Below are 25106 nucleotides of genomic sequence, written 5' to 3' on the forward strand. Positions count from 1 at the left end.
TGATACGGTTGAATTCCTTACAAAAAGAAATCGCCCGAATTGAGGACATGATGGCCGGTCAACGCGATCGCGAAGCTGGCGGAGGAACCGAAGGTGGTTCCTTCGACGACGGTATATTCGCGGCCGCCCGACATTTCGTAGCGATAGCGCAGCTGGCCCGAACCGGTGAAACGGGCATTCTCGCCGATCAGGGTGAAGGCCTGGTCGCCCCATGCGAACAGCGATGCGTTGGCGTCGATCGCCGACAGGTCGATCTTGTCCTCGCCGGGGCGGAAATCGGTGATGACGTCGCGCAGGCTGCTGTGCGTCAGCGTGTCGCCGGTCCGTTCGAAACGGAACACGTCGCGCCCTGCCCCGCCGGTCATCTCGTCGCGATCGTCGCCGCCGATCAGGATGTCGTCGCCATCGCCACCGTTCAGCATGTCCTTGCCGTCACCGCCGATCAGCGTGTCGTTGCCGCTGCCGCCGTTCAGCACGTCCTTGCCATCGCCGCCGTCCAGCGTGTCGTTGCCGTCGCCGCCGTTCAGCGTGTCGTCGCCATTATTCCCGATCAGCCAGTCATTGCCGCCAAACCCGTTCAGCAGGTCGTCGTCCCGACCGCCGTCGAGCGTATCGCCCTCGCCGGTACCGTTCATCACGTCTTCGCGCGAGGTGCCGGTCTGGTTCACCCCGGCGACGTCCTTCACATAGACCCACAATAGCTGGCTGTCGCTCTTGCCAAAGGAATCGGTCGCGACGACGGTCACGTCATAGATATTGTCGCGGTTCGAATCCTGCGCATTCTCGAAGTCGGGTGCGGTCTTGAAGCTCAGCGCGCCGGTTACGGGATCGATGGTGAACAGCGAACCCTCACCGCCCGGGGCGATCGAATAGCGGACGAAATCGCCGTCGCGCGTGTCGGGATCGGTCGCGGCGACCGTGCCGACGCTCGTGCTGTTTTCGAGGATCGACATCGACCCGCGATCGCCGCCGCCCGACGAGGTGATGGTCGGACCGCCGGTCTGTTCCTTCACATTGCCGACGGTGACGTACAGCATCTGCCGGTCGACCACGCCGAACGAATCGGTGGCGACGACCTGTACGTCATAGATGTTGTTGCGGTCGCTATCCTGCGGATTCTCGAAATCGGGCGCCTTGATGAAGCTCAGCACCCCGGTCACCGGATCGATCTGGAAGAAGCGGCCCTCGCGGACCGGGTCGATCGAATAGCGCACGGTGTCGCCGTCGCGCAGGTCGGGATCGGTCGCGGTGATGTTGGCGACGAACGACGTGTTCTCCGCGACGGCGGGAACCCATGCCGCATCCTGGCCAGCGAACGAGGTGATGGTCGGTCCACCGGTCTGTTCGACCGCGTTCTTGACCGTGACGTACAGCATCTGCTTGTCGACCACGCCGCGCGCATCGGTGGCGACGACCTGTACGTCATAGATGTTGTTGCGGTCGCTGTCCTGCGGGTTCTCGAAATCGGGTGCCTTGATGAAGCTCAGCACCCCGGTCACCGGATCGATCTGGAAGAAGCGGCCCTCGCGGACCGGATCGATCGAATAGCGGATCTGGTCGCCCTGCGCGACATTGGGATCGGTCGCGGTGATCGTGCCGACCGTGGCGACATTCTCGGTCACCGCGGGCACCCATGCCGCGTCGCCGCCGCCATAGCTGGTGATGGTCGGGCCGGCATTGACGACCTGCGCGACCTTCACCGCATGGGTGCCGATCGCACCGATATCGATCGTCGCGATCTCGCCGATCAGCGAATTGAGCGTGGCGCCCTCCACGGTCAGCCAGTTGGTGCCCGGCGCCTTCAGGTCGATGACGACCTTGCCCTCGCCCGTTACCGTGAACGACAGGTCGCGGCCGTCGCCCGACAGCGTCTCCAGCGACGCGCGCATCGGCAGCGCGGTGATGTGGGTGACGTCGTCGGCCTTGTCGCCCATCGTGATTTCGAAACTGCCGCCGGTGGTCGGCAGGAACACCTTGTCGTCGCCATAGGCGTACCAGCCCTTGACGCTCTGGATGACCTGTCCGGTCTTCTGACCGTCGACGTCGAGCGCGAACAGCCCGGTTCCCATTGCCGAGGTGACGGTCGCGGTGATGGTGTTGCCGACGACGCTGCTGACGATCTGCGCCTTGTCGAACGCGTTCACCCGGTTCGCGAGATCGGCGAGGGTGACGAATTCGAGGCCCTTGCCTGCTGCCGCCGCGATGAAATTGTCGAACATCGACCGGACATAGGGGCTGCCGTTGCTGACGGGATTGCCGTCATCGTCGAGCGCCCATTCGGTCGGGCCGTAATCGTGCCACGGCCATACGACGATCGGCGCATCGGCATTGCCGGTCAGGTTCGCCAGCTCCTTCGCCCACACCGCCTCGGCCTCGGCGACGGTCTTCTTCTGGAATTCGATCAGCGAGAAGTCGAACGAGGTGTTCGGCGCGATATAGACCTGGTCCGTCGCGGCATTGGCCAGGTTCATATAGCCGATGGCGTTGGGATAGCCCGCGCCGACGCCCGAATAGCCGCCCGAGAGATACTGGACGTATTTCAGGATTTCCTGCGACGTCGCGATCTGTTCGGGCGCGCCGGGTACCGCGGCGCCCGCGATGGTCACGGTGCGGCCGAGATAGTTGCTCAGCTGCTGTTCCAGCTCGGCGCGGCTCTGCCCGAATTCGAACTTGATCTGTTCGTCGGTCAGGATGTTGGTGTCGTGCGGATGGGTATAGCTGTGGGTGCCGATCTCGTTGCCCATGTCGATCAGCTGCTTGTAATAGGGCAGCGACACCGCCCAGTTCGTCGCCTGGCCATTGGCCGGATCGTTGCCGATATTGACGTAATAGCTGCCGACGAAATTATACTTGGCTTTCCATTCGGCGAGGATCGGCAGCATCTTGTCATAGATGCCGGGCGCGCCATCCTCGATCTTGACCTCGTCGCGTTCCTGGCTCTGGTCCATGTCGGTGCGCGACGCGAACATGCCGGTGTTGCGGGTCATCTGCAGCCCGACCGACAGTCCGCCGCCATGCACCGAATAGTCGATCGCCTTTTGCAGCAGGTTTTCGTCGGCCATCACCGCTTCGGACGAGAAGATGACGTTGCGCCCGCCGGTCTGGGTCGCGATCGCCGCGGCATAGGTTTCGCCGTTCACGGTCGAGGTCGCGATGGTCTGTCCGGTGCCGCTGACGCTGGTGAAGGCGTTCCAGCCAACGCCCTTATAGTCGTGGACGACCTGTCCGTCGGCATAGCCGTCGAACACCAGCCCCGCCGCGTCGGTCGCCTTGACCGTCACGTCGGCGGGCCAGCCACCGGTCACGCGCGTCGCATCGAACAGCAGCTTCATGCGTGAATAGCTGTCGCCGGCCAGCGCATTGCCCGCCGCGTCGTTGGTCATGAATTCGCCCGCCGCGACCAGCCCGATGCCGAATTCCTTGGTCGCCTGCACCAGCGTCTTGGTGATCGCGTCGACCTTGCTCGCATCGACGTTGCGGAACGAAGGGAAGACGATCGTGTCATATTTGGCGACCGTGGCGAGGTCGGTCAGGTCGTTCTCGCTCAGCACGTCGAACGGGACGCCGGCCTGCATCGCCTGTGCCTGCGCCGACATGAACAGCTGCGAATAGGCGGTCTTGCTGAAATAGGCGTTGGCGGTGGCTTCCGACCACACGATCGCGATGCGATGCGCCGGATCGGGGGTGATGCCGCTATCGTTATAGACGGTGAAGGGCGTGTCCGAATAGCTGCCGGGCAGAAATACCTGGTCGTTGACGTCGTACAGCGTGTCGATGCCCTGCGGGTTGCCGATCGCCGCCTTGTCGACGCGGAATTCGACGGTCGAACGGTCGTCCGACCATGCCGCCTGCAGCGTCGCGATCGCCGGGCTGGAACCCGGTGCGCCGTTGTACAGCGACACCTTGCCGTCGGCGTCGAAATTGATGCTGTATTCGGCGCCGCCGGCAAAGCCGAAAATCTGGTAGCCGGTCTGGGCGTCGCGATCGGTGTTCAGCCACACGGTGGTGTTGGTGCCGACCGTCCCCGGAACCTTCAGCGCAAAGGCGAAGGCGTCCCCGTCGCTCTTGGCATAAATGGCATAGCCGTCGTCCAGCCCGCGATCGATCCGGTCCCGCACCGTCCAGTCGCCCAGATTGCCATCCACCATGATCGGGGTCGCGTTCGCCATTTCATTCCATCCCTGTATCGTCACCGACGCCACACCCTCGTCCCCGGTGGTTCGGTCGCTGCGCGCTTCGCACCTTGGCACGGTTCCCGCAAGTCACCGGTCCGCGACAATTGCTGGCAATCATCCTTAATTCGTATCAAGGCGAAACGGACTGTCCGGTATCGGGACGATGGCGTCGAATTCGGCAATAAACGTCGCGAAATTAACTATGTAGCTACTGGCCGACACCGGCATGCGACCTGCACTATACTATGTATTGGCGTCAGCCCGGCTTCGTATACTGCGACTTGACGCCAGCGCACGACGAACCGTGGCTGACGGGGCGCGACCACTTGTCCCTATGCTTGCGGCAAAGGGTTAACGAACGGCGGCATGGACCCGCGCGAAAGCGCGGTTACACTGTTGGTCATGCACGATAATCTCACCGCAACCCGCCCGACCTTCGTCACCCGTCTCGAATGTTCGATGACCGGCGAAATCTATCCCGCCGATATGCTCCACAACCTCTCGCGCGCCGGACGACCGTTACTGGTCCGTTACGATCTGGCGGCGGTGGGCGCGGCGCTGTCACGCGATACGCTGGCGGCGCGCGACACCGACCTGTGGCGCTGGCGCGAATTGCTGCCGGTGCGCGATACGGCCAATATCGTCAGCCTCGGCGAAATCGAGACGCCGCTGATCCCCATTCCCCGGTCGGGCGGCGACAAGGTGCTGGTCAAGGACGAGGGCCGCCTGCCGACCGGCAGTTTCAAGGCGCGCGGGCTGGTGATGGCGGTCGCGATGGCGAAGGAACTCGGCGTTCGTCGCATCGCCATGCCCACCAACGGCAATGCCGGCGCCGCCCTCGCCGCCTATGCCACGCGCGCCGGGATCGAGACGATCGTCTTCTGCCCCGAAGACACGCCCGAGGTGAATGTGCGCGAGATCGCCGCGCAGGGCAGCCGGGTGTGGCGGGTCAACGGCCTGATCGACGATTGCGGCGCGATCGTCGCGAAGGGCGCGGCGGAAGGACGCTGGTTCGACTTCTCGACGCTCAAGGAACCCTATCGGATCGAGGGCAAGAAGACGATGGGCCTCGAACTCGCCGCGCAGCTTGGCTGGCGCCTGCCGCACGCCATCTTCTATCCTACCGGCGGCGGGACCGGGCTGATCGGCATGTGGAAGGCGTTCGACGAACTGGAGGCGCTGGGCTGGATCGGATCGGAACGCCCCCGCATGTATGCGGTGCAGGCCGCCGGCTGCGCCCCGATCGTCCGCGCGTTCGAGGCGGGCGAGGAACATGCCGAACGCTGGGAGGATGCGCACACCGTCGCCGCCGGCATCCGCGTGCCGCGCGCGGTCGGCGACTTCCTGATCCTGCGCGCGGTGCGGGAGTCGGGCGGCAAGGCGCTGGCGGTGGGCGACCCGGCGATCCTGAAGGCCGTGGACGACTGCGCGCGCCGCGACGGGTTGCTGCTCTGCCCCGAAGGCGGGGCGACGCTGGCCGCCTATCGACAGGCACTGCGCGACGGTGAGGTCGATGCGGAGGAGGAGGTCGTCTTGTTCAACTGCGCGATCGGGCTGAAATACCCCCTGCCCCCGGCCGATGCGACGCTCGACCGGTTCGGCGAGATCGATTTCGACCGGCTATAGGATGCGGTCGCCCGCCATCCTTTTCGCTTCCCTTTCCGGTTCGGCCGACTCATAGAATCGTCATGCCGATCCGTGCCGAAAACCGCTGGCTCTATCCGATCGACTGGACGCAATTGTCCGCCGCGATCCGGTTCGACCGCGCGGGCGGTTGCTGCGAGCGCTGTGGCCGTCCGCATCTGCAGCGGGTGGCGCATCTGGGTGACGGGCGCTGGTGGGACGGCAAAAGGCGATGCTGGCGATCGGCGGAGGGCCGCCGGATCGCGGCGCTTAGGGTCCCGCTGGCGAAGGTGCGGATGACGCGGGTCGTGCTGGCCTGTGCGCATCTCGATCACGATCCCGGCAACAACGCGCCGGCGAACCTCGCGGCGCTGTGCCAGCGGTGCCACATGCTGCACGACGCGGCCGAACATCGCTGGCAACGCTGGTGGAATCGCTTTCGCTACCGGGCGTTGCGCGACCTGTACGAACACCCTCCCCTCACCCGCAAACGTCTTGCCCGGGCGCGGCCTTCCTCTTCCAGAAACTGAAATTCAACCATCCGAACCGGTTAGACGGTTTATAGAAAGGTTAGCAGGTTAAGGGGCGCGCCAACCGCCGCAATCCCGCCCGCAACCACGATTCGCGGGCGGCACGGCGTTCCCGAAGGATCGGCGCTTCGTTCCCGAAGGATCGAGACCGGCGTTCCCGAAGTGTCGGAGGAGCGTTCCGAAAGGGTCGAAGGACGTTCCCGGAGTGTCGATGATCCCCCGCCTCGCATCGATCATTGATGCCGATTGAATCAATAATGGAATGGCCGGGGTCGAGGAGGTTCAAATTGCCGCTCGATCTTCAACTTCATGCACAACCGGATCGGGGGAGCGGCGGGGCGGACGACACTTCGGGAACGGAAACTTGTTTCCCCTGACGCGACCAGGTCGGTTCAGCGCCCCAGTTCGTGACGGTGCTGCGCGTCCCAGCGGCGGACATAGCCGATGAACGCGGCCTGATAGTTGACCGGCGTCCGTGTCGCGTCGCCGTCGATCCACGCGCGGAATTCGGCGTGCAGCGTCTGATAATCCCAGCCCGGACATTCGGCACGTAACAGCGCCAGCGTCTGCGGCGTGATCTCGCCCTCGGTCGCGCGACTGGCCAGCCCCTTGACCGAGCGGCGGATTATCGCCGCGGCATCGACCAGTTCCTCCGTCCGCTCGGGCGACGGGGCAGGGGTCGGAGCGGGGGCAGAGGCAGGGGCAGGGGCAGGGGGTGCGCTCACAACCGTGGTCCGCGCCGCGCCGCCGGCGCGCTTGCGCATCCGTAACAGCGGTTCACGCTTGTCGGCGGGCTGTTCGAGCGTCAGCGTATAGCCGGGCAGTTCGTCGCGTTCGACGATCTTGGCGATTTCGAACTTGAAGCGGCGATATTGCCCCTCCGCACCCGATTTCTCGAACAATGTCGGCATCGATATCGCAAAACCGGCCTCCCCGGCGCCCCCGGCATGTTTGCGCGCGACGCGGTACAGCCAGCGTTCGCGGCCCCCCGTCAGGTCGAAATAGGCGCGGTCGATCGACAGCACGCCGCCGGTCATCATCACCCCTTCCCAGAACCAGTTCGACAGCTCGATCGTCATGCCGCGCGATCGTTCGGTCCTCTCATCGACCAGCTGTGTCCAGCCATCGAGCCAGCTGAACGTTGCTTCGCGCCGGTTTTCGGCGCGGATGTTGGTCTTGATCGTCGTCGCCACCAACCGGTCGAGCGCCTGGCCGAGCAACTCATATGCCCGCCCGGTCGTTGGTCGCCCGATCGCACGCAGCAAATCGTACGGCATCAGGTGCAGCTTACGCGGCACGTCGTTGACCCCCCGCCGCGCCATGTCGGCCAGCACGCTGGCGCAATAGATCAGGATGTCGGCGTCCCAGATCGTCGCCATGCCGTAATCGGCATTGGCCGAGACATGGACCCACAGCTTCCCATCGGGGCTGCGATAGTCGATCGGCTTGATGCGCTTGTTCTTGGCTAGGCTGAAGAACGGCCGCTCCATCATCTCGCGCTGGTCGCGCAGCGGCATGTCGGCGAGATAGGGGAGGAACAGGTCGAACTGTTCGGGGATTTTTTCGGGTGTCGGGCGGGTCATGTCGTCGGGTCCGCAGGCAGGTTTCCCCGGGGAAACTTCGGGGAGAAAGGGGTGGGGGACGGGCGATGTTTCCCCGGGGAAACTCGGGGCGCCCGCCCGGTCACCGCTGCAATCCGCGGCCGTCGCCGTAGAGCTCGATCAGCGCCTTGCGCACCATCTCGACCATATCGTCGTTGCTGAGGCCCGATCCGGCATGGAGGCGCAGCGTCACCCCCTGCCGGTTGATCGTCTGCGCGGTGACGGCGACGCGGCCGTGCGGCGTGGTCCACACGAACCGGTCCTTCGATTCCTGTCCGCGTTTGGGCGCATCGATCAGCCGGCGCAGCACGTCGGCGGCGGGGATGGGGGGCAGCCCCTTGTCGCGACGATGCTGCTGCTCGCGGACCAGCGCTTTGGCCTCGCCGCCGATCACCGCCGCATCGGCGCGGTCGTCGAGCGCCTGTGCCAGTGCATAGCCGCCCTTCAACTGGACATCGCCGGGCGACGCGAAGGCGGCGACGATCGCGTCGGGCAGCGCGGCGACGCGTAGCATCTTCGACAGCCAGCCCTTCGACAATTTCAGCCGTTCGGCCATGCGCGATGCGTGATTGCCATAATGGGTCTTGAGCGCCGCCGCATAGTTGCGCGCGCGTTCGAGGTCGGACACGTCGGCGCGTGCCCGGTTTTCCAGATCGGCGAGGCGGAAGGCGGCTTCGTCGTCGAGCGTGGCGACCTGCGCCACGAACATCATGTCGGGATAGCTGTGCGCGCGCAGCCACGAGATCGACCAGTGACGGCGGGTGCCGGCGATCACCTCATAGTCATGCGCGGCGTCGCCTTCGACCCGGCGGACGACGGCGGGGACTTTCTGCCCACCCTCGGCGATGATCGAATCGATCAGTTCGCGGCAGCTCGCCTCGGTCAGATGCGCATAGGAGCGCGCATTGCCCGGCCAGATGCGGACCCGCGCCGGGTCGAGCAGCAGTTGCGTGACCTGGCGAACCTCGCCCGAGGCGACCCGGGCAAGCGCCGATTCACGGCCGAGCAGGGTGGTACCGCGCAGCCGGTCGGAGCCGCGCTCGGGTGGGGCAGGGGGGGCTTCGGTGGCCTGCGGAGCCTCGTCGGAGAGCAGCGCGGCGAGATAGTCGGATTGTTTACGCGCCATGGGGGGTGGGCCTGTGGGTAAGGTGGGGGACTACAAGCGCCGCATTGGCCTGCGCCAACGCGTCGGACGGGCTGCTGGCCCGCCGGCCGGGCGGTTTGTGCAGGCTGGGCGCTTCGCGCCTCGCCGTGCCGCGCTTTGCGCTGTCAAACCGCCGCATACAACGCCTCCTCCCCCGCTGGTGCGACGCGGCCCCAACCCTGTCGCACCAGCTGCTCGATCTGCCCCAATGCCTCGTCGAGATTGGCGCGGCAGCGTTTGTGCGTCTTGGGCGTGCCGATCGGCTTTTCGAGTTCGTAGACGGTCATCATCCGCATCGCCGCATGGCTGATCTCGGCGGATTCGAGGATCGGCACGGGCAGCAGCGCGGGACCGAAACTCTGTTCCATGATCGCCCGCACCATCGCGTGGCTCGGATCGTTGCCGTCGAACTTCGAACAGATCAGCCGGACGAAGCTGTAATCGACCTCGATCCCCGCGCCGCTCAGTTGCTGCAATACCTGATCCATCATCGACAGGAATTGCACCGTCGAACAGAAGTCGGGCGTGGTTGCCGCCAGCGGCACCAGCAGCGCATTCGCCGCCTGCATCACCGCAAGGCTGATCGTGCCGAGCGCGGGCGGCGGGTCGAGCAGAACGATGTCATAATGCCGCGCCAGATCGATAAGCCCTTGTTTAAGCTTACGAAACCGCGCTGCCAACACCGATTGCCCGTCCGACCCGGATGCCGCCAACTCATATTCAACATCGAACAGCTCGAGGTTCGATGGGATCAGGTCGACATTCGGCCATGACGTGGATTTGACCGCATAGGACAGGTCGTTCTGCGTAGGATCGATCGACAGATAGGGGTAAAGCGTCTCTTCGCGGGTAATGTTGAAATGCGGATTGAACCCGAACAGGGTGGTCGTCGTCGCCTGGCTGTCGCAATCGACCACCAGCACCCGGTATCCCTGCACCGCGAAATAATGGGCGAGGTGGGTGGTGACGGTCGACTTGCCGACGCCGCCCTTGAAATTCTGCACCGCGATCACCGCCGGCACGTCGAGCGGTGCGCGGGCAGGGGAGGCGCCCAGCACCTGCCGCATGTGCAGCAGTTCCTCGACGCTATAGCCGAGACGCCGGCCATTCTCGGCCGCCGGGGCGGGGGGCAGGCGGCCGTCATCCTCGGCCATGCGGATGCGGTTGGTCGAACAGCCGAGCAGTTGCGCCGCCTCGGCAATGCCGAAGCGGACGTTGAGTGCCTTGCGGCTTTCGGGCAGAAACGCCTTGCGCCGCAGCCGCTCGATCATCCGCTCGCCAGCTTCGGCAAGATCGCCGATCTGCGCGACGATTGCATTCATGTTTGGGTCCGATCCGCTGATTGAAGCTTGTCGGCTCTTATATGACATCGAAAGCTTCAATCGGGCAAGTTCTATCGGTGCGAAATGCAACACGCGGCCGCGACGCTGCGGATATTGACGATGGGTGGGCGGCGATGGACAGTAGTAGGCGCGTATCTGTCCCCGACCCTTCGTTCGGAGAAGTGCCGATGAAAAGCCTGACCTATGCGGTCGCGCCCGAACAGTTGATCCAGGCGATCAACCCGTGGCGACTCTATCAGCAGGGAGCCCAGATCGGGTTCGTGAACATCCAGCTGGGCAGCACGCCGGCACCCGAAGTCGAAGAACGGATTTTGGAAGATGTCGGCAGCTATGGCCGCCAGATCGGTCGGATCGGCGATGCGTTGGAGGTCCTGTTGCGGCATATATCGCTGACCGGGCTGAGCCGGCAGGAAGAGGATGCGCTGGCGATATTGCAGGGGCAACTTGCCCAGGTGCGCAAGATCAAGCGCGAACGGCGTTCACCCGCAGACGAATAGCGCGACAGGCGCCAAAAAGGCGGGCGGGACGCACCATGATGCGCCCCGCCCCGACAGTCGTTACGCGCGGCCGAGGTCGAAACGGTCGGCCATCATCACCTTGGTCCATGCCGCGACGAAGTCCTGCACGAACTTCTCGCCGGCATCGTCACACGCATAGACTTCGGCGATCGCGCGCAGCTGCGAGTTCGACCCATAGACGAGGTCGGTCCGCGACGCCGTCCACTTCTGCTCCTTGGTATGGCGATCGGTGCCGACGAACTCCTGGTCGCTTTCGTCGCTGATCTGCTTCCACGCCGTGCCCATGTCGAGCAGGTTGACGAAGAAGTCGTTGGTCAACTGGCCCGGACGCGTGGTGAACACGCCGTGTTCCTTCGCCTTGCTGTGGTTCGCCCCCAGCACGCGCAACCCCGCGACCAGCACCGCCATTTCGGGTGCCGACAGACCCAGCAGCTGCGCCCGGTCGATCATCAGCTCCTCGGTCGGAACGTTGAACTGCACCTGCAGATAGTTGCGGAACGCATCGGCCTTGGGTTCGAGCACCGCGAAGCTCTCGACATCGGTCCATTCCTGCGTCGCGTCGGTCCGGCCCGGGGTGAACGGCACGGCGACATGATGGCCGGTCGGCGCGATCGCCTGTTCCAGCCCGACGACACCGCCCAGCACGATCAGGTCGGCGATCGACACGGTCTTGCCGCCCTTGCCGTCGAAATCGGCCTTGATGCCCTCATACACGCCCAGCACCTTGGCGAGTTGTTCCGGCTCGTTGACGTCCCAGTCCTTTTGCGGGGCGAGGCGGATGCGGCCGCCATTGGCGCCGCCGCGCTTGTCCGACCCGCGATAGGTCGAGGCCGAGGCCCAGGCGGTCGTCACCAGTTCGGCGATCGACAGGCCCGATGCGGCGATCGCCTGCTTCAGCGTCGCGACATCGCCTTCGCCCAGCGGCTCGCCTTCCAGCTTCGGGACCGGATCCTGCCAGATCAGGTCTTCCTTCGGCACTTCCGGGCCGATCAGGCGGACGTTCGGCCCCATGTCGCGATGGGTCAGCTTGAACCATGCCCGCGCCCAGACATCGGCGAAATAATCGGGATCGGCACGGAATTTCTGACAGATCGCGTTGTACGCCGGGTCGACCTTCAACGCCATGTCGGCGGTCGACATCATCGTCGGCACCTTCTTTTCCGGGGTATGCGCGGCCGGGGCCAGCGTATCCTCGGGGCTGCCGACCGGCTGCCACTGATGCGCGCCCGCCGGGCTCTTCACCAGTTCATATTCATGGTCGAACAGCATGTCGAAATAGGTCATGTCCCATTTCGTTGGCGTCGGCGTCCAAGCCCCCTCGAGACCCGAAGTGATGGTATGGTCGCCCATGCCGGTCTCGTGGGTCGATGCCCAGCCCAGACCCTGTGCGGCGATATCGGCGCCCTCCGGCTCCTTCCCCACATGCTTGGGATCGCCCGCGCCATGCGCCTTGCCGAAGGTATGGCCGCCGGCGGTCAGCGCGACGGTTTCCTCGTCGTTCATGCCCATGCGCGCAAAGGTTTCGCGCATGTCGCGTGCCGACCCCTTGGGCATCGGGCAGCCGCCCGGACCTTCGGGATTGACGTAGATCAGCCCGTGCTGGATCGCGGCGAGCGGGCTTTCGAGCGCGAGGCCGGCTTCCTCATCAATGCGGGTCTGGCCGAGCCATTCCTCCTCGGTGCCCCAATAGACATCCTTTTCCGGCTCGAACACGTCCTCGCGTCCGCCGCCGAAGCCGAAGGTCGGGCCGCCCATCGATTCGATCGCGACATTGCCCGCCAGGATGAACAGGTCGGCCCAGCTCAGCTGACGGCCGTACTTCTGCTTGATCGGCCAGAGCAGGCGACGCGCCTTGTCGAGATTGCCGTTGTCCGGCCACGAATTGAGCGGGGCGAAGCGCTGCTGCCCCGCCGACGATCCGCCGCGGCCGTCGCCGGTGCGGTACGTGCCGGCCGAGTGCCACGCCATGCGGATGAAGAACGGGCCGTAATGACCGTAATCGGCCGGCCACCAGGGCTGGCTGTCGGTCATCAGCGCGGTCAGGTCGGCCTTGAGCGCGGCATAATCGATTGCTTCGAATTCCTTGCGGTAATCGAAATCGTTGCCCATCGGATTCCCGCTGACACCCTTTTGATGCAGGATGTCGATCGACAGCGCTTCGGGCCACCAGTCGCGCGCGGTCTGGCCCAGCAGGCGGCGCATCGCGGCGGGCTGTTTCTTGGGATCGTTGATCGGGCTGCCTTCGGTAATGGCGTCCATCGGTAAATTCCTCTCGACCGTCTACTGGCGGCAGGATGAACCAGCGGCTTGGGTAAGGCTAATGACTTGAACCAATGCCATTGATCGTTTTTTTCGATCGATCGCGCCTATTTCGCCTCGCGCTGTGCCTGTTCCGTATAAAATCCCGCCAGCACGTCGAACGCCAGCTTGCGCTGTCCGGTTTCCGATACCAGCCCCTTGCGATTATAGCCCTGCTGCCAACCGTTCTGGCGGCGCGGCGAGCGGAAATCCTTGAGCAGCCATGGCGACATGCCGCTGAGCGTCGGGATCTTCGCCGCCATGGCCAGCGTCGCGCGATAATAGTCGCGCTGATATTCCTCGGAGAATTTTTGCGGGGCAGGGCGGTCGTCGTGAAAGCCGGCCTTCGCCCCCGCGCCGAATTCGGACAGGATCAGCGGCTTGTTCGTCGGCACCTGCCACGCGATTCCGGGCAGATCAGCCAGGAGGTCGGGCGAATACCAGCCATTATAGGTGTTGACCCCCATCACATCGAGCCGTTCCGCCAGCGGGTCGTTGATCGTCATCAGCGGGTGGCCGTCCTGTGTCGACCGGTCGGTGAGCAGCGCCGCACCCAGCAGTCGCGTATCGTCGAGCCGCCGGACATCGTCGGCCAGCGTGCCGAGAAACGCGTTGCGCGCGGGCGAATTGGGGGTTTCGTTGGCGATGCTCCAGATCGCGATCGACGCGCGGTTGCGGTCGCGCACGATATTGTCGGCCAGCATCGCGCGGGCGGTCTTGAGCGTCGCGGGATTGTCCCACGCGATCAGCCAATAGACCGGCACCTCGCTCCACACGAGCAGCCCCAGTTCGTCGGCGAGCCGCGTCGTCACCTCGCCATGCGGATAATGGGCGAGGCGGACGAAATTGGCATGCAGTCCGTCCTTCGCCTCGGCCAGCAGCGCGCGGGCCGCGGCGGGCGTGATGCTGCGCGCGGGATTGTTGCCGAATTCCTCCTCATGCACGCTGATCCCGCGCAGGAAGACCGGGCGGCCGTTGAGCAGGATCTGCGCCCCGCGCCGCTCGATCGTGCGGAACCCGATCCGGTCGCGCCAGCGATCCTCGCCCGCGTCGAGCGTCACGTCATAGAGGGTCGGCGTCTCGGGCGACCAGCGGCGCATGCGCTTCGGGGCGGCGATCTCGCCATGCCAGCGGCCCTCGCCATCGGTGCGACCCGACAGCGTGACCCCCAGCGCCGGAATGGTCAGCCGCAACAGCGCATTGGCGGCGGTGCTGCCGTTCAGCTTCGCATCGATCGCGAGTCGGCCGGTGCGGGTCAGCCGCACCCAGGCGTCGTCGACAAAGGTCGCGGGCGTTTCAATCAGGCGGATGTCGCGGGTGATGCCGCCATAATTCTCCCAATCGGTGACCGGGGGCGGCACGCTGCTGGCGTCGACGGCGGAATCGACCGCGACGGTAATCTGGTTGTCGCCGGCCCGGACGCGGTCGGTGACCTCGATCGCAAAGGGGGTGAAGCCGCCTTCATGCTCGCCGACGAACTGGCCGTTCAGGAACACGCGCGCCCGGTAATTGACCGCGCCGAAGCGCAGGAAGCGGCGTTTGCCGGCGGTCGGTTGCGCGCTGAAATGCCGCTGATACCAGACCAGCCCCTGATAGTGGCGCATCTCCGCCGCATGCGTCATCCACCCGCCGGGCAGCGTCGCAACGGGGGCGGCGGCCATGTCATATTCGAACAGCGACTGCTGGTTGCGGCGCAGTTCCGCCTGAACATCGACGTCCGCCCAACGGCGTTCGGTGACGTTCGCATCCTCGCCGTGAAAGCCGCGCATCCCGGCGCGATACGGGTCGATCGAATAATGCCATTGCCCGGTCAGGTCGCTGCCCGGCCGCAGGTCGCCCGCGACCATCGCGACGGGTGGCGGCGGCGTCTGGGCCAGAACCGGGCGGGCGGGGAGCAGGAGCGCGAACGCGCCGAGCAGGGCGAGGGGCAGGCGGGCGATCATCGTCGCATCATTGCCGTTGGCGGGATGGGGTACAAGGGGTTAGCGTGCGACCGGCCGGCTTCCCGGTCGACCGCCCTTGCCGTCGTCCCGCCTGCGCGGGAATGACGAAGAGGGTAGCGCGGCGAAGACCCGAGGGACGGGTGCTGCCGGTCAATCCGCCATTGCGGCCAACCGTGCCAGCAACCCATCCTCCTCGACGATCTCGATCGCAGCGCCGGCCCGGTTCAGTTCCTCCGCGCGGCGATAATCGGCATGGGCATGGACGAAGCGGCCGAAGGTCTGGGCGTTGCCGATGACCAGCATCGTCGTGGTCGTCCCGACTCCGGCGACGATTCGCGCGCCGAGCGCGGCGAGCCGGTGCGCGAGCGGGCCGTCGCGGGTCGCGCCGATCAGGGCGATACGCTGCCCCTTCAGCGGGCCGTCGGTTGCGGCCTTGGGCGCCGACCCGCGTTTGGGGGCGGGGGAGAGCAGGGCGGCGAGGTCGTGGCCGGTATGCGCCATGGCGCGGACGACGACCATGCCCGCCGCGCGCGCGTCGCTCAGCGCGTCGTGATGCTTGTGGCGCAGCTTCAGGAACTTGGTCAGGATGTTGAGCCGGTGGCTCGGCAGTTCGGGCCATGCCCGCCGCGCGACGCCGACGCTGTCGAGCCAGCGCGTCTCGATCGGCGGCAGGCCATGCTGGGCACAGGCGGCGGCCAGCGCGCTCTTGTCGAACGACGAATGCGCCACCGTCACCCGGCCGGTCAGATAGGATCCGACCGTCGCATGGATATCGGCGAAATTGGGCTTGCCGAAGACATGGTCGCTGGTGATGCCATGGATGCGGATGTTCGATGCGAAGAATTCGTCGCAGGGGTCGAGCAGCGTTTCATAGGCGAAGACTTCGGCCCCGGCATGAAAGCCGACGATGCCGATCTGGCAGATGCTGCTGACGCGCGAACAGGCGGTTTCGACATCGATGACGACGAAATCGACGGGCGGAACGGATGGCACGGACACCGCGTCGCCATAGCATGAGCGCACGCGCCCGCGTAAGATGGCGCGATGGAACGGACGGTGCGCGGGGCGGCGGGCTTGCTGGTCGTGGTGACCTGGATCAGCGCGGCGCTGTTCGGGGCCTATATCGTCGCATTTTTCGGCGGGGCGGCGCTGCGCGGTACGCCCGAACAGTGGAACGCGTCGCTGCCTGCGCTGTTCGATCGCGCCGGCCCGATCGGCACTGCGGCGATCGGTGCGCATTTCGTCGCGGGTGGCGTGCTGCTGCTGCTGGGGCCGATCCAGTTGATCGCACGGTTGCGGACGGGCTGGCCGGGGCTGCACCGCTGGCTGGGGCGCGTCTATGTCATGGCGGCGGCGGTGACCGGGGCTGGGGGGCTGGGGTTCATCGTCACGCGCGGCACGATCGGCGGTCCGGTGATGGATATCGGTTTCGGCCTGTACGGGCTGCTCACCTGCGCCGCCGCGGTGCTGGCGTGGCAGCGGGCATGGACCGGGCGGATCGCGGCGCATCGGGCCTGGGCGATCCGCCTGTTCGCGCTGGTCATCGGCTCATGGCTGTACCGGATGGAATATGGGCTGTGGTTCCTGACCATGGGCCGGGCGGGGCATAGCAGCGATTTTCGCGGCGGTTTCGATGCGGTGATGGCCTTCGCCTTCTACCTGCCCAATCTGGCGGTCGCCGAACTGTTCATCCGCGCCCGCCACCGCCCGGCCGCGATGGCACTGACCGGGGGCGCGGTCGTGGCGTTGATCGCCGCCAGCCTGTTCGTCATGCTGGCGACCTGGGTGTTCGTCACCCGTTTCTGGGGCCCGGGGTTCGTCAGCGGGGTCACCGGCGCGCCGCTGTGACGCGCGATCAGTCGACCGGGGTGATCCGCGCCTCGAAAAACGCCCAGTTGCCGTCGCGGTCCCAGAATTTCTCGCCCGTGGCCCAGGCCGACTGGATCGAGGCGAAGTCGTGCATCAGGAACATGATGGTCTCACGATGCCCTTCGGAAATGGTCATCACCTGCTTGTTCGCCGCCTGAATCTCGAATTCGGGATCGCCGGGCGGAAAGTCGTAGCAATGGATATCGACCTCGATCAGCATCGTCGCCGCCGGCGGATCGACCAACTGGATCATCACCTGCGGCCGCTCGACCGAATAGGAGGAGGGCATGTCCTTCTGAAAGATCAGGTCGAACGCGGCATACATATAGCTGCCGTCCGCGAACTGCCCCATGCCGACCGAACTGGGGCTGACATATTCGACCCATCCCCTGCCGGCCACCATCGGCTGATCGGGGCGCAGCGTCAGCCACGGCGTGTCGAGCGTATAGGGTTTCTGCGTGCCCAGCAGCGCCGCGATCCGCGCGGCGCGCGTGTCGCGCAGCATGGCGAGGCGGGCGGGATCGATCCGCATCCGCGCCGGATCGAAGCGCTTGCGGGTGAAGCTACGCAACAGCCTGGCATCGGGCATGGCGGCTCTCCTCTGGCGGTGCGGTGCGGCGTTGGCCAGCCCGATCGTACCGCGCCGATCATGCCGGGGAAGCGGCACGCCGGAAATACGCCATATCGGGTAGCGCATATCGGTGCTGGCCGGACCAAAAATGCCGGCTTTTCAAACATTCGCGTTGTGATAGCCTGACGCGATCCAGTCATTGGACGGAGACCCGGCATGTCGCTCATCATCAACGGGGTGGCGGTTGCGCCGCCGGCCGATCCCCGCGTGTCGCTGCTCGACCATCTGCGCGAGACGCTGCACCTGACCGGCACCAAGAAGGGCTGCAATCAGGGGGCGTGCGGGGCATGTACCGTGCTGGCCGATGGCGAGCGTATCCTGTCGTGCCTCGCCCTCGCCGTGCAATATGACGGCCGGTCGATCACCACGATCGAGGGGGTGGGGCAGGCGGGTGGACTCCATCCGCTGCAACAGGCGTTCATCGACCATGACGGGTTCCAGTGCGGCTATTGCACGCCCGGCCAGATATGTTCGGCGCTGGGGATGCTGGCGGAGGCAAAGCGGGGCGTGCCGAGCAACGTCACGTCCGACCTGACCGCCGCCGTCATCCTCGACCGCGCCGAGGTGCAGGAGCGGATGAGCGGCAATCTGTGCCGGTGCGGCGCGCATAACGGGATCGTCGACGCGATCCGCCAGAGCGTGGAGACGGTGGCATGATCCCGTTCGACTATGCCCGTGCGGGCGATGTCGCGGATGCGCTGCGCATGGGGGCGGGGCAGGGCGCCGCGTTTCTGGGCGGCGGCACCAATCTGGTCGACCTGATGCGCGAGACGGTGGCGCGGCCGGCGCGGCTGATCGACGTGAGCGGCCTGTCCGACCGGATCGAGGAGACACCGGATGGCGGCCTGCGCATCGGCGCGGGGGTGCGCAATACCGCGCTGGCCGAACATGCGGTCGTGCGCAGCCGCTATCCGGTGCTGGCGCGGGCGATATTGGCGGGGGCGTCGGCGCAGATCCGCAATATGGCGACGGTCGGCGGCAACCTGCTGCAACGGACGCGCTGCACCTATTTCTACGACACCGAGGGATCGCGCTGTAACAAGCGGGTGGTCGGATCGGGCTGCGACGCACGCGGCGGGTTCAACCGCATCCATGCGGTGCTCGGCGCGTCGGAGGCGTGCGTCGCGACGCATCCCTCCGACATGTGCGTGGCGCTCGCCGCGCTCGATGCGGTGGTGCACGTCGAAGGGCCGGCCGGCACGCGCACGATCGCGTTCGATGCGTTTCACCGCCTGCTCGGCGACCGGCCCGATCTCGACACGGTATTGGCGCCGGGCGAGCTGATCGTCGCGGTCGAGCTGCCCGCCAACCCGCTTGCGGCGCATTCGACCTATCGCAAGGTGCGCGACCGGGCGAGCTATGCCTTTGCCCTGATCTCGGTCGCGGCGGCGCTGTCGATCGAGGAGGGTCGCATCGCCGATATCCGCATCGCGTTCGGCGGGGTGGCGCACAAGCCATGGCGCGCGGTGAAGGCGGAGGCGGCGCTTAAGGGACAGGTGCCGGACGACGCACTGTTCCGCGCGGCGGCGGCGGCCGAGTTCGCCGATGCGCAACCGCTGCGCGACAACGGATTCAAGCCGCTGCTGGCGCAGCGCACGCTGGCGGCGGTGCTGGGCGAATTGGCGACGGGAGCAGCGGCATGAGCATCATCGACAGCGCCAAACAGACCGCACAGGGGCTGGTGATGGGCGCGCTCCAGAAACTGGTGCCGCTGGCCCCCGATAGCTGGATCCCGGGCGGGGTGCCCGACCCGCTGATCGCGCGCAAGCACGGGCTGATCGGGACGCCGGTGTCGCGGCTCGACGGACCGTTGAAGGTCAGCGGCGGCGCGGCCTTCTCCGCCGAATACCGGTTCGAGAACATGGCCTATGCCGCGCTCGCCTATGCCACGATCGCGCGCGGGCGGGTCACCGCGATCGACAGCGCGGCGGCGGAAGCATCGCCGGGCGTGGTGCTGGTGATGACCCATCGCAACGCGCCGCGGATGAAGACGCCGGCGATGTTCGGCACGTCGGGCAGCGCGGTCGGGCCGGACACGGTGCCGATCCTGCAGGACGATCAGGTTCATTGGAACGGACAGCCGATCGCCTGCGTGCTCGCCGAGACGCAGGAACAGGCCGACCATGCCGCGTCGCTGCTGCGCTTCACCTATGCCGAACTGCCGGCGGTGACGACGCTGGCGGCGGCGAAGGCCAAGGGGGTCGAGCAGGGCCTGTTCATGGGACAGCCGCTGCGCAACGAAATCGGCGATGCCGAGGCGGCGCTGGCTGCCGCCCCGCACAAGGTCGACCGCCGCTATACGACGCCGCGCCACAACCATAACCCGATCGAGCCGCACGCCGCGACGCTGGCATGGATCGACGGCGCACTGGTGATTCACGACGCCAGCCAGATGGTCGCGCAACAGGCGCAGACCATGGCCGAGGTGTTCGGGCTGAAGGCCGACAAGGTCCGGCTGACCTCCCCCTATGTCGGTGGCGGCTTCGGGTCGAAGGGGCTGTGGGAGCATCAGGTGATCGCCGCCGCCGCCGCGAAGCTGGCCGGGCGCCCGGTGCGCATCGCCCTGTCCCGCGAGGGGGTGTACCGGGTGGTCGGCGGACGCACGCTGACCGAACAGCGCGTGGCGATCGGCGCGGCGGCGGACGGGCGCTTCACCGCACTGATCCATACCGGCCTGTCGGTAATGACCCCGCACAATGCGATGCCCGAGCCGTTCATCCTCGGCACGAGGTCGGCCTATGCCGTGCCCAACATCGCGCTGAACGTCGAAGTGACGCGGATGCAGACGCTCGCCAACACCTTCATGCGCGCGCCGGGCGAAGCGGTCGGCACCTTCGCGCTCGAATCGGCGATCGACGAACTGGCGGGCGATCTCGGCATCGATCCGGTCGAGCTGCGCATCCTGAACGAGCCGGACAAGGACCCGACCTCGGGCCTGCCCTTTTCCTCGCGCCATATCGTCACCGCATGGCGGCAGGGGGCGGAACGCTTCGGATGGCGCGACCGGCCCGAAGTAGCGACGCGGCGCGACGGCGAATGGCGGATCGGCATGGGCTGTGCGACCGGCACCTATCCCTATTACCGGATGCCGGGGGCCAAGGCGCGGCTGACGCTGACGCGCGACGGCGACGCGGTGCGCGCTTATGTCGAGGTCGCGGCGGCGGAGATGGGCATGGGCACCGGCACGACGACCGCGATCGTCGCCGCCGAACGCCTCGGCCTGCCGCTCGACCGGGTCGAGGTCGGCTATGGCGACAGCACCATTCCCGGCGCGATCATGGCCGGGGGATCGCAACAGACCGCCGCGATCGGCGCGGCGGTGATCGCCGCGCACAATGCGCTGACCGCGAAGCTGCTGAAACTGGCGGGCAACGATTCCCCGCTCGCCGGCCTGTCGGCGAAGGAGGTCGGCAGCGATAGCGGCGGCCTCGCCAGTCTCGACGATCCGACGCGGCACGAAAGCTATGCCTCGATCCTCAAGCGCGCCGGGCGCGACAGCATCGAAGTGACCGAGGCGGGGTCGCCGCCGCTCGAATTCATGCACTGGTCGATGCATTCGCACAGCGCGCTGTTCTGCGAAGTCGGGGTCAATGACGTGACCGGCGAAGTGCGGGTGCGCCGCTTCCTCGGGTCGTTCGACTGCGGGCGCATTCTCAACCCGCGTACCGCCGCCAGCCAGTTTCGCGGCGGCATCGTCATGGGGCTGGGCATGGCGTTGATGGAAGAGACGCAGTTCGACGAACGCAGCGGCCGGATCATGAACCCCAGCCTCGCCGAATATCATGTGCCGGTGCATCTCGACGTGCCCGAGATCGACGTGATCTGGACCGACATTCCCGACCCGCACACGCCGATGGGCGCGCACGGCATCGGCGAGATCGGCATTACCGGCGTCGCCGCGGCGGTGGCCAATGCGGTCCACAACGCGACCGGCCGCCGCATCCGCGACCTGCCGATCACGCTCGACAAGCTGTTGTAGCGGGCGAGAAACTGGAGCGATTTTAAGGCTGTATGCCGGCCGGTCGCCGAAACCCGCTTGCCAGCGTGATCGAGTCCGGCGATGCATGCCGGACAGAACGAAATGGGCGGGAGGGGCCGATGGCGTTACCGGAATTGAGCGTGGCATTCTTCCTGCAGATCTTCGTCATCGTCGGCGCGTGCCGGGTGACGGGATGGTTCGGGAAACGCTTTCTCGATCAGCCGCAGGTGGTGGGGGAGATGATCGCCGGGGTCCTGCTCGGCCCGTCGCTGCTCGGGCTGTTCGCGCCCGATCTGCAGGCGGCGATCTTTCCCAAGGATGCCAAGCCGATCCTCTATGTCTGCGCGCAACTGGGCGTCGGGCTGTACATGTTCCTCGTCGGGCTGGGGTTTCGCACCGACCATTTCCGGCTGAACGCGAAGAGCGCGGTCGCGGTGTCGCTGTCGGGCATGGCGGCGCCGTTCCTCGTCGCGCTGGCGCTGACGCCGTGGCTGCTGGGGATGGACCTGTTCGGAAAGGGGATTACCAGCCTGCAGGTGACGCTGTTCATGGGCGCGTGCATCTCGATCACCGCCTTTCCGATGCTGGCGCGCATCATCCATGAGCGCGGGCTGACCGGCACGCCGCTCGGGTCGCTGTCGCTGTCGGCGGGCGCGATCGACGATGCCGGGGCATGGGTCGTGCTCGCGATCGTGCTGGCCAGCTTCGGCGGCGGCAGCGAGGTCGCGGTCAAGGCGATCGTCGGCGGCGGCGCGTTCGCGGCATTCATGATCCTGCTCGGGCCAAGGGTGCTCGCGCCGCTGACCCGCTGGGCCGATCGCGAGGGGCGGGTGACGCAGCCGATGCTGGCGGTCGTCGTGATGCTGTTCGGCCTCAGCGCATGGGCGATGGACGCGGCGGGAATGCATTCGGTGTTCGGCGGCTTCCTGCTCGGCTGCGTCATGCCGCGCGGGGTGCTGACGCGCGAGGTGCGCAAACAGGTCGAACCGTTCACGACCGCTTTGTTGGTGCCGATGTTCTTCGCCTATTCGGGGCTGAACACGCAACTGACCATGGTCAACAGCGTCGACCTGATCGCGGTCGCGTCCGTGATCCTGATCGGATCGGTCGCGGCGAAGGGCGTGGCATGCTGGGCGGCGGCGCGTGCGACCGGACAGGACAATGCGACGGCGATGGCGGTCGGCACGCTGATGAACGCGCGCGGGCTGATGGAACTGATCATCATCAATATCGGCCTGCAAAAGGGCATTATCGGCCCGGCGCTGTTCTCGATGCTGGTCGTCATGGCGATCGTGACGACGCTGATGGCCTCCCCGCTGTTCGAGATCGTCTATGGCCGCAAGGCGCGGGCGGCAGGCGCGCTGGGCCAACTGAACGAGGAGGAAGCGGCGGAGGGCGCCGCGCGACCGTCGCCGGTCTGACGGGCGGCGCCTGCAAGTCGTTACGGTTCCCGAAGTTGCGGGGAGCGCTGAACCGGTCGGCATCGCGGCGCGTTGGCGCGACATTCCTCTGATGCAGGCGAACCGGCATGCTCCACGCTAACGCTGTCGACCCGACCATGACGATCCCGCCGATCCCGACGGTCCGGGTCGTCGCCGCACTGACGCAAGCCGATCTGGCGACCGGCAACGTCCATGACCATGCGTCGCGCGCGGTGCTGCTGCAACGGATCGCCGCGCTGCTCGACATCGCCGTCGGCGAGTCCGTCGACGGTGCGACGCTGCATGTCCCGGGCGACGCAATCGAGGTGTCGGCGGCGGCGGCGGCCGGGATCCGCCACGCCGACCAAATATTGGGCGGCGTCGTCCCGGCCGCCTTCGTCGCGACCAAGGCGATTACCCACGGCCTGCTCCATGCCGATGCGCAATGTCCGCCCTTATGGTCGCCGGCGATGGTCGGGCTGATGGGCGATGCTGCACTGACCGGCTATACCGCGTTCAACCGCGAGGATGCGCTGGCGGCGGGGCGGCGGTTGCTGGCGCGCGGGCCGGTGCGGATCAAGGACGTCTGTGCGAAGGCCGGGCTGGGCCAGATCGTCGTCCATGACGCCGCCGCGCTCGCCTATGCCCTGTCGCGCGAGGACGACGCGACGCTCGCCCGCCACGGTATCGTGCTGGAGGAAAATCTTACCGAAGTCGTCACCTATAGCGTAGGCATCATCGAGTTGGGCGGCCGAACGATCAGCTATTGGGGCAGCCAGAACCTGACCCGCGATCATCTGGGCCGCGACGTTTATGGCGGGTCGGACCTCTATGTCGTGCGCGGCGGGATCGACGCGCTTGCCGCCGAGCCATTGCCACCGGCGATCGCGCGCGCGGTGGCGTGCGCGGGGACGTTCGACCGAGCGGCGCGGCTCTCCTATCCCGATCTGCTGCTGACCCGGCGCAATTATGACGTGATCGAGGGGACCGATGCGGCGGGCGATCGGCGGATCGGCGTGCTCGAACAATCATGGCGCGTCGGCGGGGCGAGCGGCGCGGAGATCGCCGCGTTCGAGGCGCTGCGCGACGAACCCGATACCCATGCCGTGCGCTGCTCGACCGTCGAGGTCTATGGCGAGATCGATCCGCCGACCGGCGCGACGCTCTATTACCGGGGCGTCGATCCGAAGGTGGGGGCGATGACCAAATATGCGGTGAGGCTGGCGTGAGCGATCCGACGACACTCGACGAAGGGCGCGTGACGCTCAGCGTCGATGGGCAGAAGCTGACCGGTACGCTGATCGAGCCGGAGGCGCCGGTGCCGGGGTTCCTGTTCGTCCATGGCTGGGGCGGCGACCAGGCCGAGGATTTCGGGCAGGCGGAGGAGCTGGCGCGGCTCGGCTGCGTCTGCTTCACCTTCGACCTGCGCGGCCATGCCGGCAGCGACGCCGACCGGAACGAGGTGACGCGGCAGAACAGCCTCGACGATGTCGTCGCCGCCTACGACTATCTTGCGGCGCATCCGTTGATCGACGGGCAGGCGATCGGCGTGATCGGGACCAGCTATGGCGGCTATCTGTCGGCGCTGCTCACCGCCGAACGGCCGATCCGCTGGATGGCGTTGCGCGTCCCCGCCCTCTACCCCGACGAGCATTGGGACACGCCCAAGGCGCTGCTCGACAAGGAGGCGGTGCGTGCCTATCGCCAGCAGCCGCAGGACGAGCGGCACGACCGGGCGCTCGCCGCCTGTGCCGCGTTTCGCGGCGACGTGCTGATCGTCGAATCCGAAAAGGACGAACAGATCCCGCGCGAGGCGATGCTGTCCTACCAGTCGGCCTTCCGCAACGCCAACTCGCTCAGCCACCGCATCCTGCACGGCGCGAGCCATGCGATGCGCGACCCGCGGCACCAGCGGACCTATACGACATTATTGCTGCACTGGATCGATGAAATGGTCCGTGCGAGCCGCAGGACCGATCGATGATTGCCAAATGCAAGGCAATCGTAATAGGCGATGCCGGATAGGCCGGC

At 66.4% G+C, this 25106-nt stretch carries 18 protein-coding genes; 10 read left to right on the top strand and 8 right to left on the bottom strand.

Going from position 1 to position 25106, the window contains the following annotated elements; all coding sequences use genetic code 11:
* Window positions 1-17: 17 nt before the first annotated feature.
* Complete coding sequence (locus tag ACZ1JS_RS17940; protein WP_465168738.1) at window positions 18-4169, bottom strand: cadherin domain-containing protein; 4152 nt, start codon at window positions 4167-4169, stop codon at window positions 18-20.
* 408 nt (window positions 4170-4577) lie between these two features.
* Here ACZ1JS_RS17940 and ACZ1JS_RS17945 point away from each other — a divergent pair, with 408 nt between their 5' ends.
* The gene (locus tag ACZ1JS_RS17945; protein WP_465168739.1) at window positions 4578-5801 is read left to right on the top strand and encodes a threonine synthase; all 1224 of its coding nucleotides are present in this window, start codon (window positions 4578-4580) and stop codon (window positions 5799-5801) included.
* Between the two features lie 62 nt (window positions 5802-5863).
* A complete protein-coding gene (locus tag ACZ1JS_RS17950; RefSeq protein WP_465168740.1) occupies window positions 5864-6328 on the top strand; it encodes a hypothetical protein in 465 nt (154 codons plus the stop codon).
* A gap of 392 nt (window positions 6329-6720) precedes the next feature.
* On the opposite strand, the gene ACZ1JS_RS17955 is transcribed toward ACZ1JS_RS17950, so the two are convergent.
* The 3 genes from ACZ1JS_RS17955 to ACZ1JS_RS17965 all read right to left on the bottom strand — a co-directional run bounded on the left by ACZ1JS_RS17955 (window position 6721) and on the right by ACZ1JS_RS17965 (window position 10395).
* The gene (locus ACZ1JS_RS17955; RefSeq protein ID WP_465168741.1) at window positions 6721-7911 is read right to left on the bottom strand and encodes a replication initiator protein A; all 1191 of its coding nucleotides are present in this window, start codon (window positions 7909-7911) and stop codon (window positions 6721-6723) included.
* Between the two features lie 100 nt (window positions 7912-8011).
* The gene (locus ACZ1JS_RS17960) at window positions 8012-9055 is read right to left on the bottom strand and encodes a ParB/RepB/Spo0J family partition protein (protein WP_465168742.1); all 1044 of its coding nucleotides are present in this window, start codon (window positions 9053-9055) and stop codon (window positions 8012-8014) included.
* Window positions 9056-9198: 143 nt separating this feature from the next.
* Window positions 9199-10395: an AAA family ATPase gene (locus tag ACZ1JS_RS17965; protein ID WP_465168743.1), complete on the bottom strand. Its 1197-nt coding sequence runs from the start codon at window positions 10393-10395 to the stop codon at window positions 9199-9201.
* A 188-nt stretch (window positions 10396-10583) separates the two neighbouring features.
* On the opposite strand from ACZ1JS_RS17965, the gene ACZ1JS_RS17970 reads away from it, so the two are divergent.
* The gene (locus tag ACZ1JS_RS17970; RefSeq protein WP_465168744.1) at window positions 10584-10913 is read left to right on the top strand and encodes a hypothetical protein; all 330 of its coding nucleotides are present in this window, start codon (window positions 10584-10586) and stop codon (window positions 10911-10913) included.
* A 60-nt stretch (window positions 10914-10973) separates the two neighbouring features.
* Here ACZ1JS_RS17970 and katG read toward each other — a convergent pair whose 3' ends face one another.
* The 3 genes from katG to ACZ1JS_RS17985 form a co-directional block, all read right to left on the bottom strand.
* Window positions 10974-13193, bottom strand: coding sequence for a catalase/peroxidase HPI (gene katG / locus ACZ1JS_RS17975; RefSeq protein WP_465168745.1), 2220 nt, complete (start codon window positions 13191-13193; stop codon window positions 10974-10976).
* Window positions 13194-13300: 107 nt separating this feature from the next.
* On the bottom strand, window positions 13301-15175 hold the full coding sequence (locus ACZ1JS_RS17980; RefSeq protein WP_465168746.1) for a glycoside hydrolase family 2 protein: 1875 nt from the start codon (window positions 15173-15175) through the stop codon (window positions 13301-13303).
* Window positions 15176-15325: 150 nt separating this feature from the next.
* Window positions 15326-16174 (bottom strand): exonuclease domain-containing protein, encoded by an 849-nt coding sequence (locus tag ACZ1JS_RS17985; protein ID WP_465168747.1) that lies wholly within the window; start codon window positions 16172-16174, stop codon window positions 15326-15328.
* Window positions 16175-16219: 45 nt separating this feature from the next.
* On the opposite strand from ACZ1JS_RS17985, the gene ACZ1JS_RS17990 reads away from it, so the two are divergent.
* Window positions 16220-17023 (top strand): DUF2306 domain-containing protein, encoded by an 804-nt coding sequence (locus tag ACZ1JS_RS17990; protein ID WP_465168748.1) that lies wholly within the window; start codon window positions 16220-16222, stop codon window positions 17021-17023.
* A gap of 7 nt (window positions 17024-17030) precedes the next feature.
* Here ACZ1JS_RS17990 and ACZ1JS_RS17995 read toward each other — a convergent pair whose 3' ends face one another.
* Window positions 17031-17633 (bottom strand): hypothetical protein, encoded by a 603-nt coding sequence (locus ACZ1JS_RS17995; RefSeq protein ID WP_465168749.1) that lies wholly within the window; start codon window positions 17631-17633, stop codon window positions 17031-17033.
* Between the two features lie 198 nt (window positions 17634-17831).
* On the opposite strand from ACZ1JS_RS17995, the gene ACZ1JS_RS18000 reads away from it, so the two are divergent.
* From ACZ1JS_RS18000 to ACZ1JS_RS18025, 6 genes are all read left to right on the top strand, one after another.
* Complete coding sequence (locus ACZ1JS_RS18000) at window positions 17832-18332, top strand: 2Fe-2S iron-sulfur cluster-binding protein (RefSeq protein ID WP_465168750.1); 501 nt, start codon at window positions 17832-17834, stop codon at window positions 18330-18332.
* On the top strand, window positions 18329-19318 hold the full coding sequence (locus tag ACZ1JS_RS18005) for an FAD binding domain-containing protein (protein WP_465168751.1): 990 nt from the start codon (window positions 18329-18331) through the stop codon (window positions 19316-19318). Before ACZ1JS_RS18000 ends, ACZ1JS_RS18005 begins: the two co-directional genes overlap by 4 nt.
* Window positions 19315-21654 (top strand): xanthine dehydrogenase family protein molybdopterin-binding subunit, encoded by a 2340-nt coding sequence (locus tag ACZ1JS_RS18010; RefSeq protein WP_465168752.1) that lies wholly within the window; start codon window positions 19315-19317, stop codon window positions 21652-21654. Before ACZ1JS_RS18005 ends, ACZ1JS_RS18010 begins: the two co-directional genes overlap by 4 nt.
* Window positions 21655-21773: 119 nt before the next feature.
* A complete protein-coding gene (locus ACZ1JS_RS18015) occupies window positions 21774-23075 on the top strand; it encodes a cation:proton antiporter (protein WP_465168753.1) in 1302 nt (433 codons plus the stop codon).
* A gap of 137 nt (window positions 23076-23212) precedes the next feature.
* Window positions 23213-24304 carry a DUF3182 family protein gene (locus ACZ1JS_RS18020; RefSeq protein WP_465168754.1) on the top strand — a complete coding sequence of 364 codons (1092 nt, stop codon included), beginning with the start codon at window positions 23213-23215 and terminating at the stop codon, window positions 24302-24304.
* Entirely contained in the window at window positions 24301-25059 is a 759-nt protein-coding gene (locus tag ACZ1JS_RS18025; protein ID WP_465168755.1) for an alpha/beta hydrolase family protein, read from the top strand. Before ACZ1JS_RS18020 ends, ACZ1JS_RS18025 begins: the two co-directional genes overlap by 4 nt.
* The last annotated feature ends 47 nt before the right edge of the window (window positions 25060-25106 follow it).

Source organism: Sphingomonas sp. BL-S-05 (genome assembly GCF_055521695.1).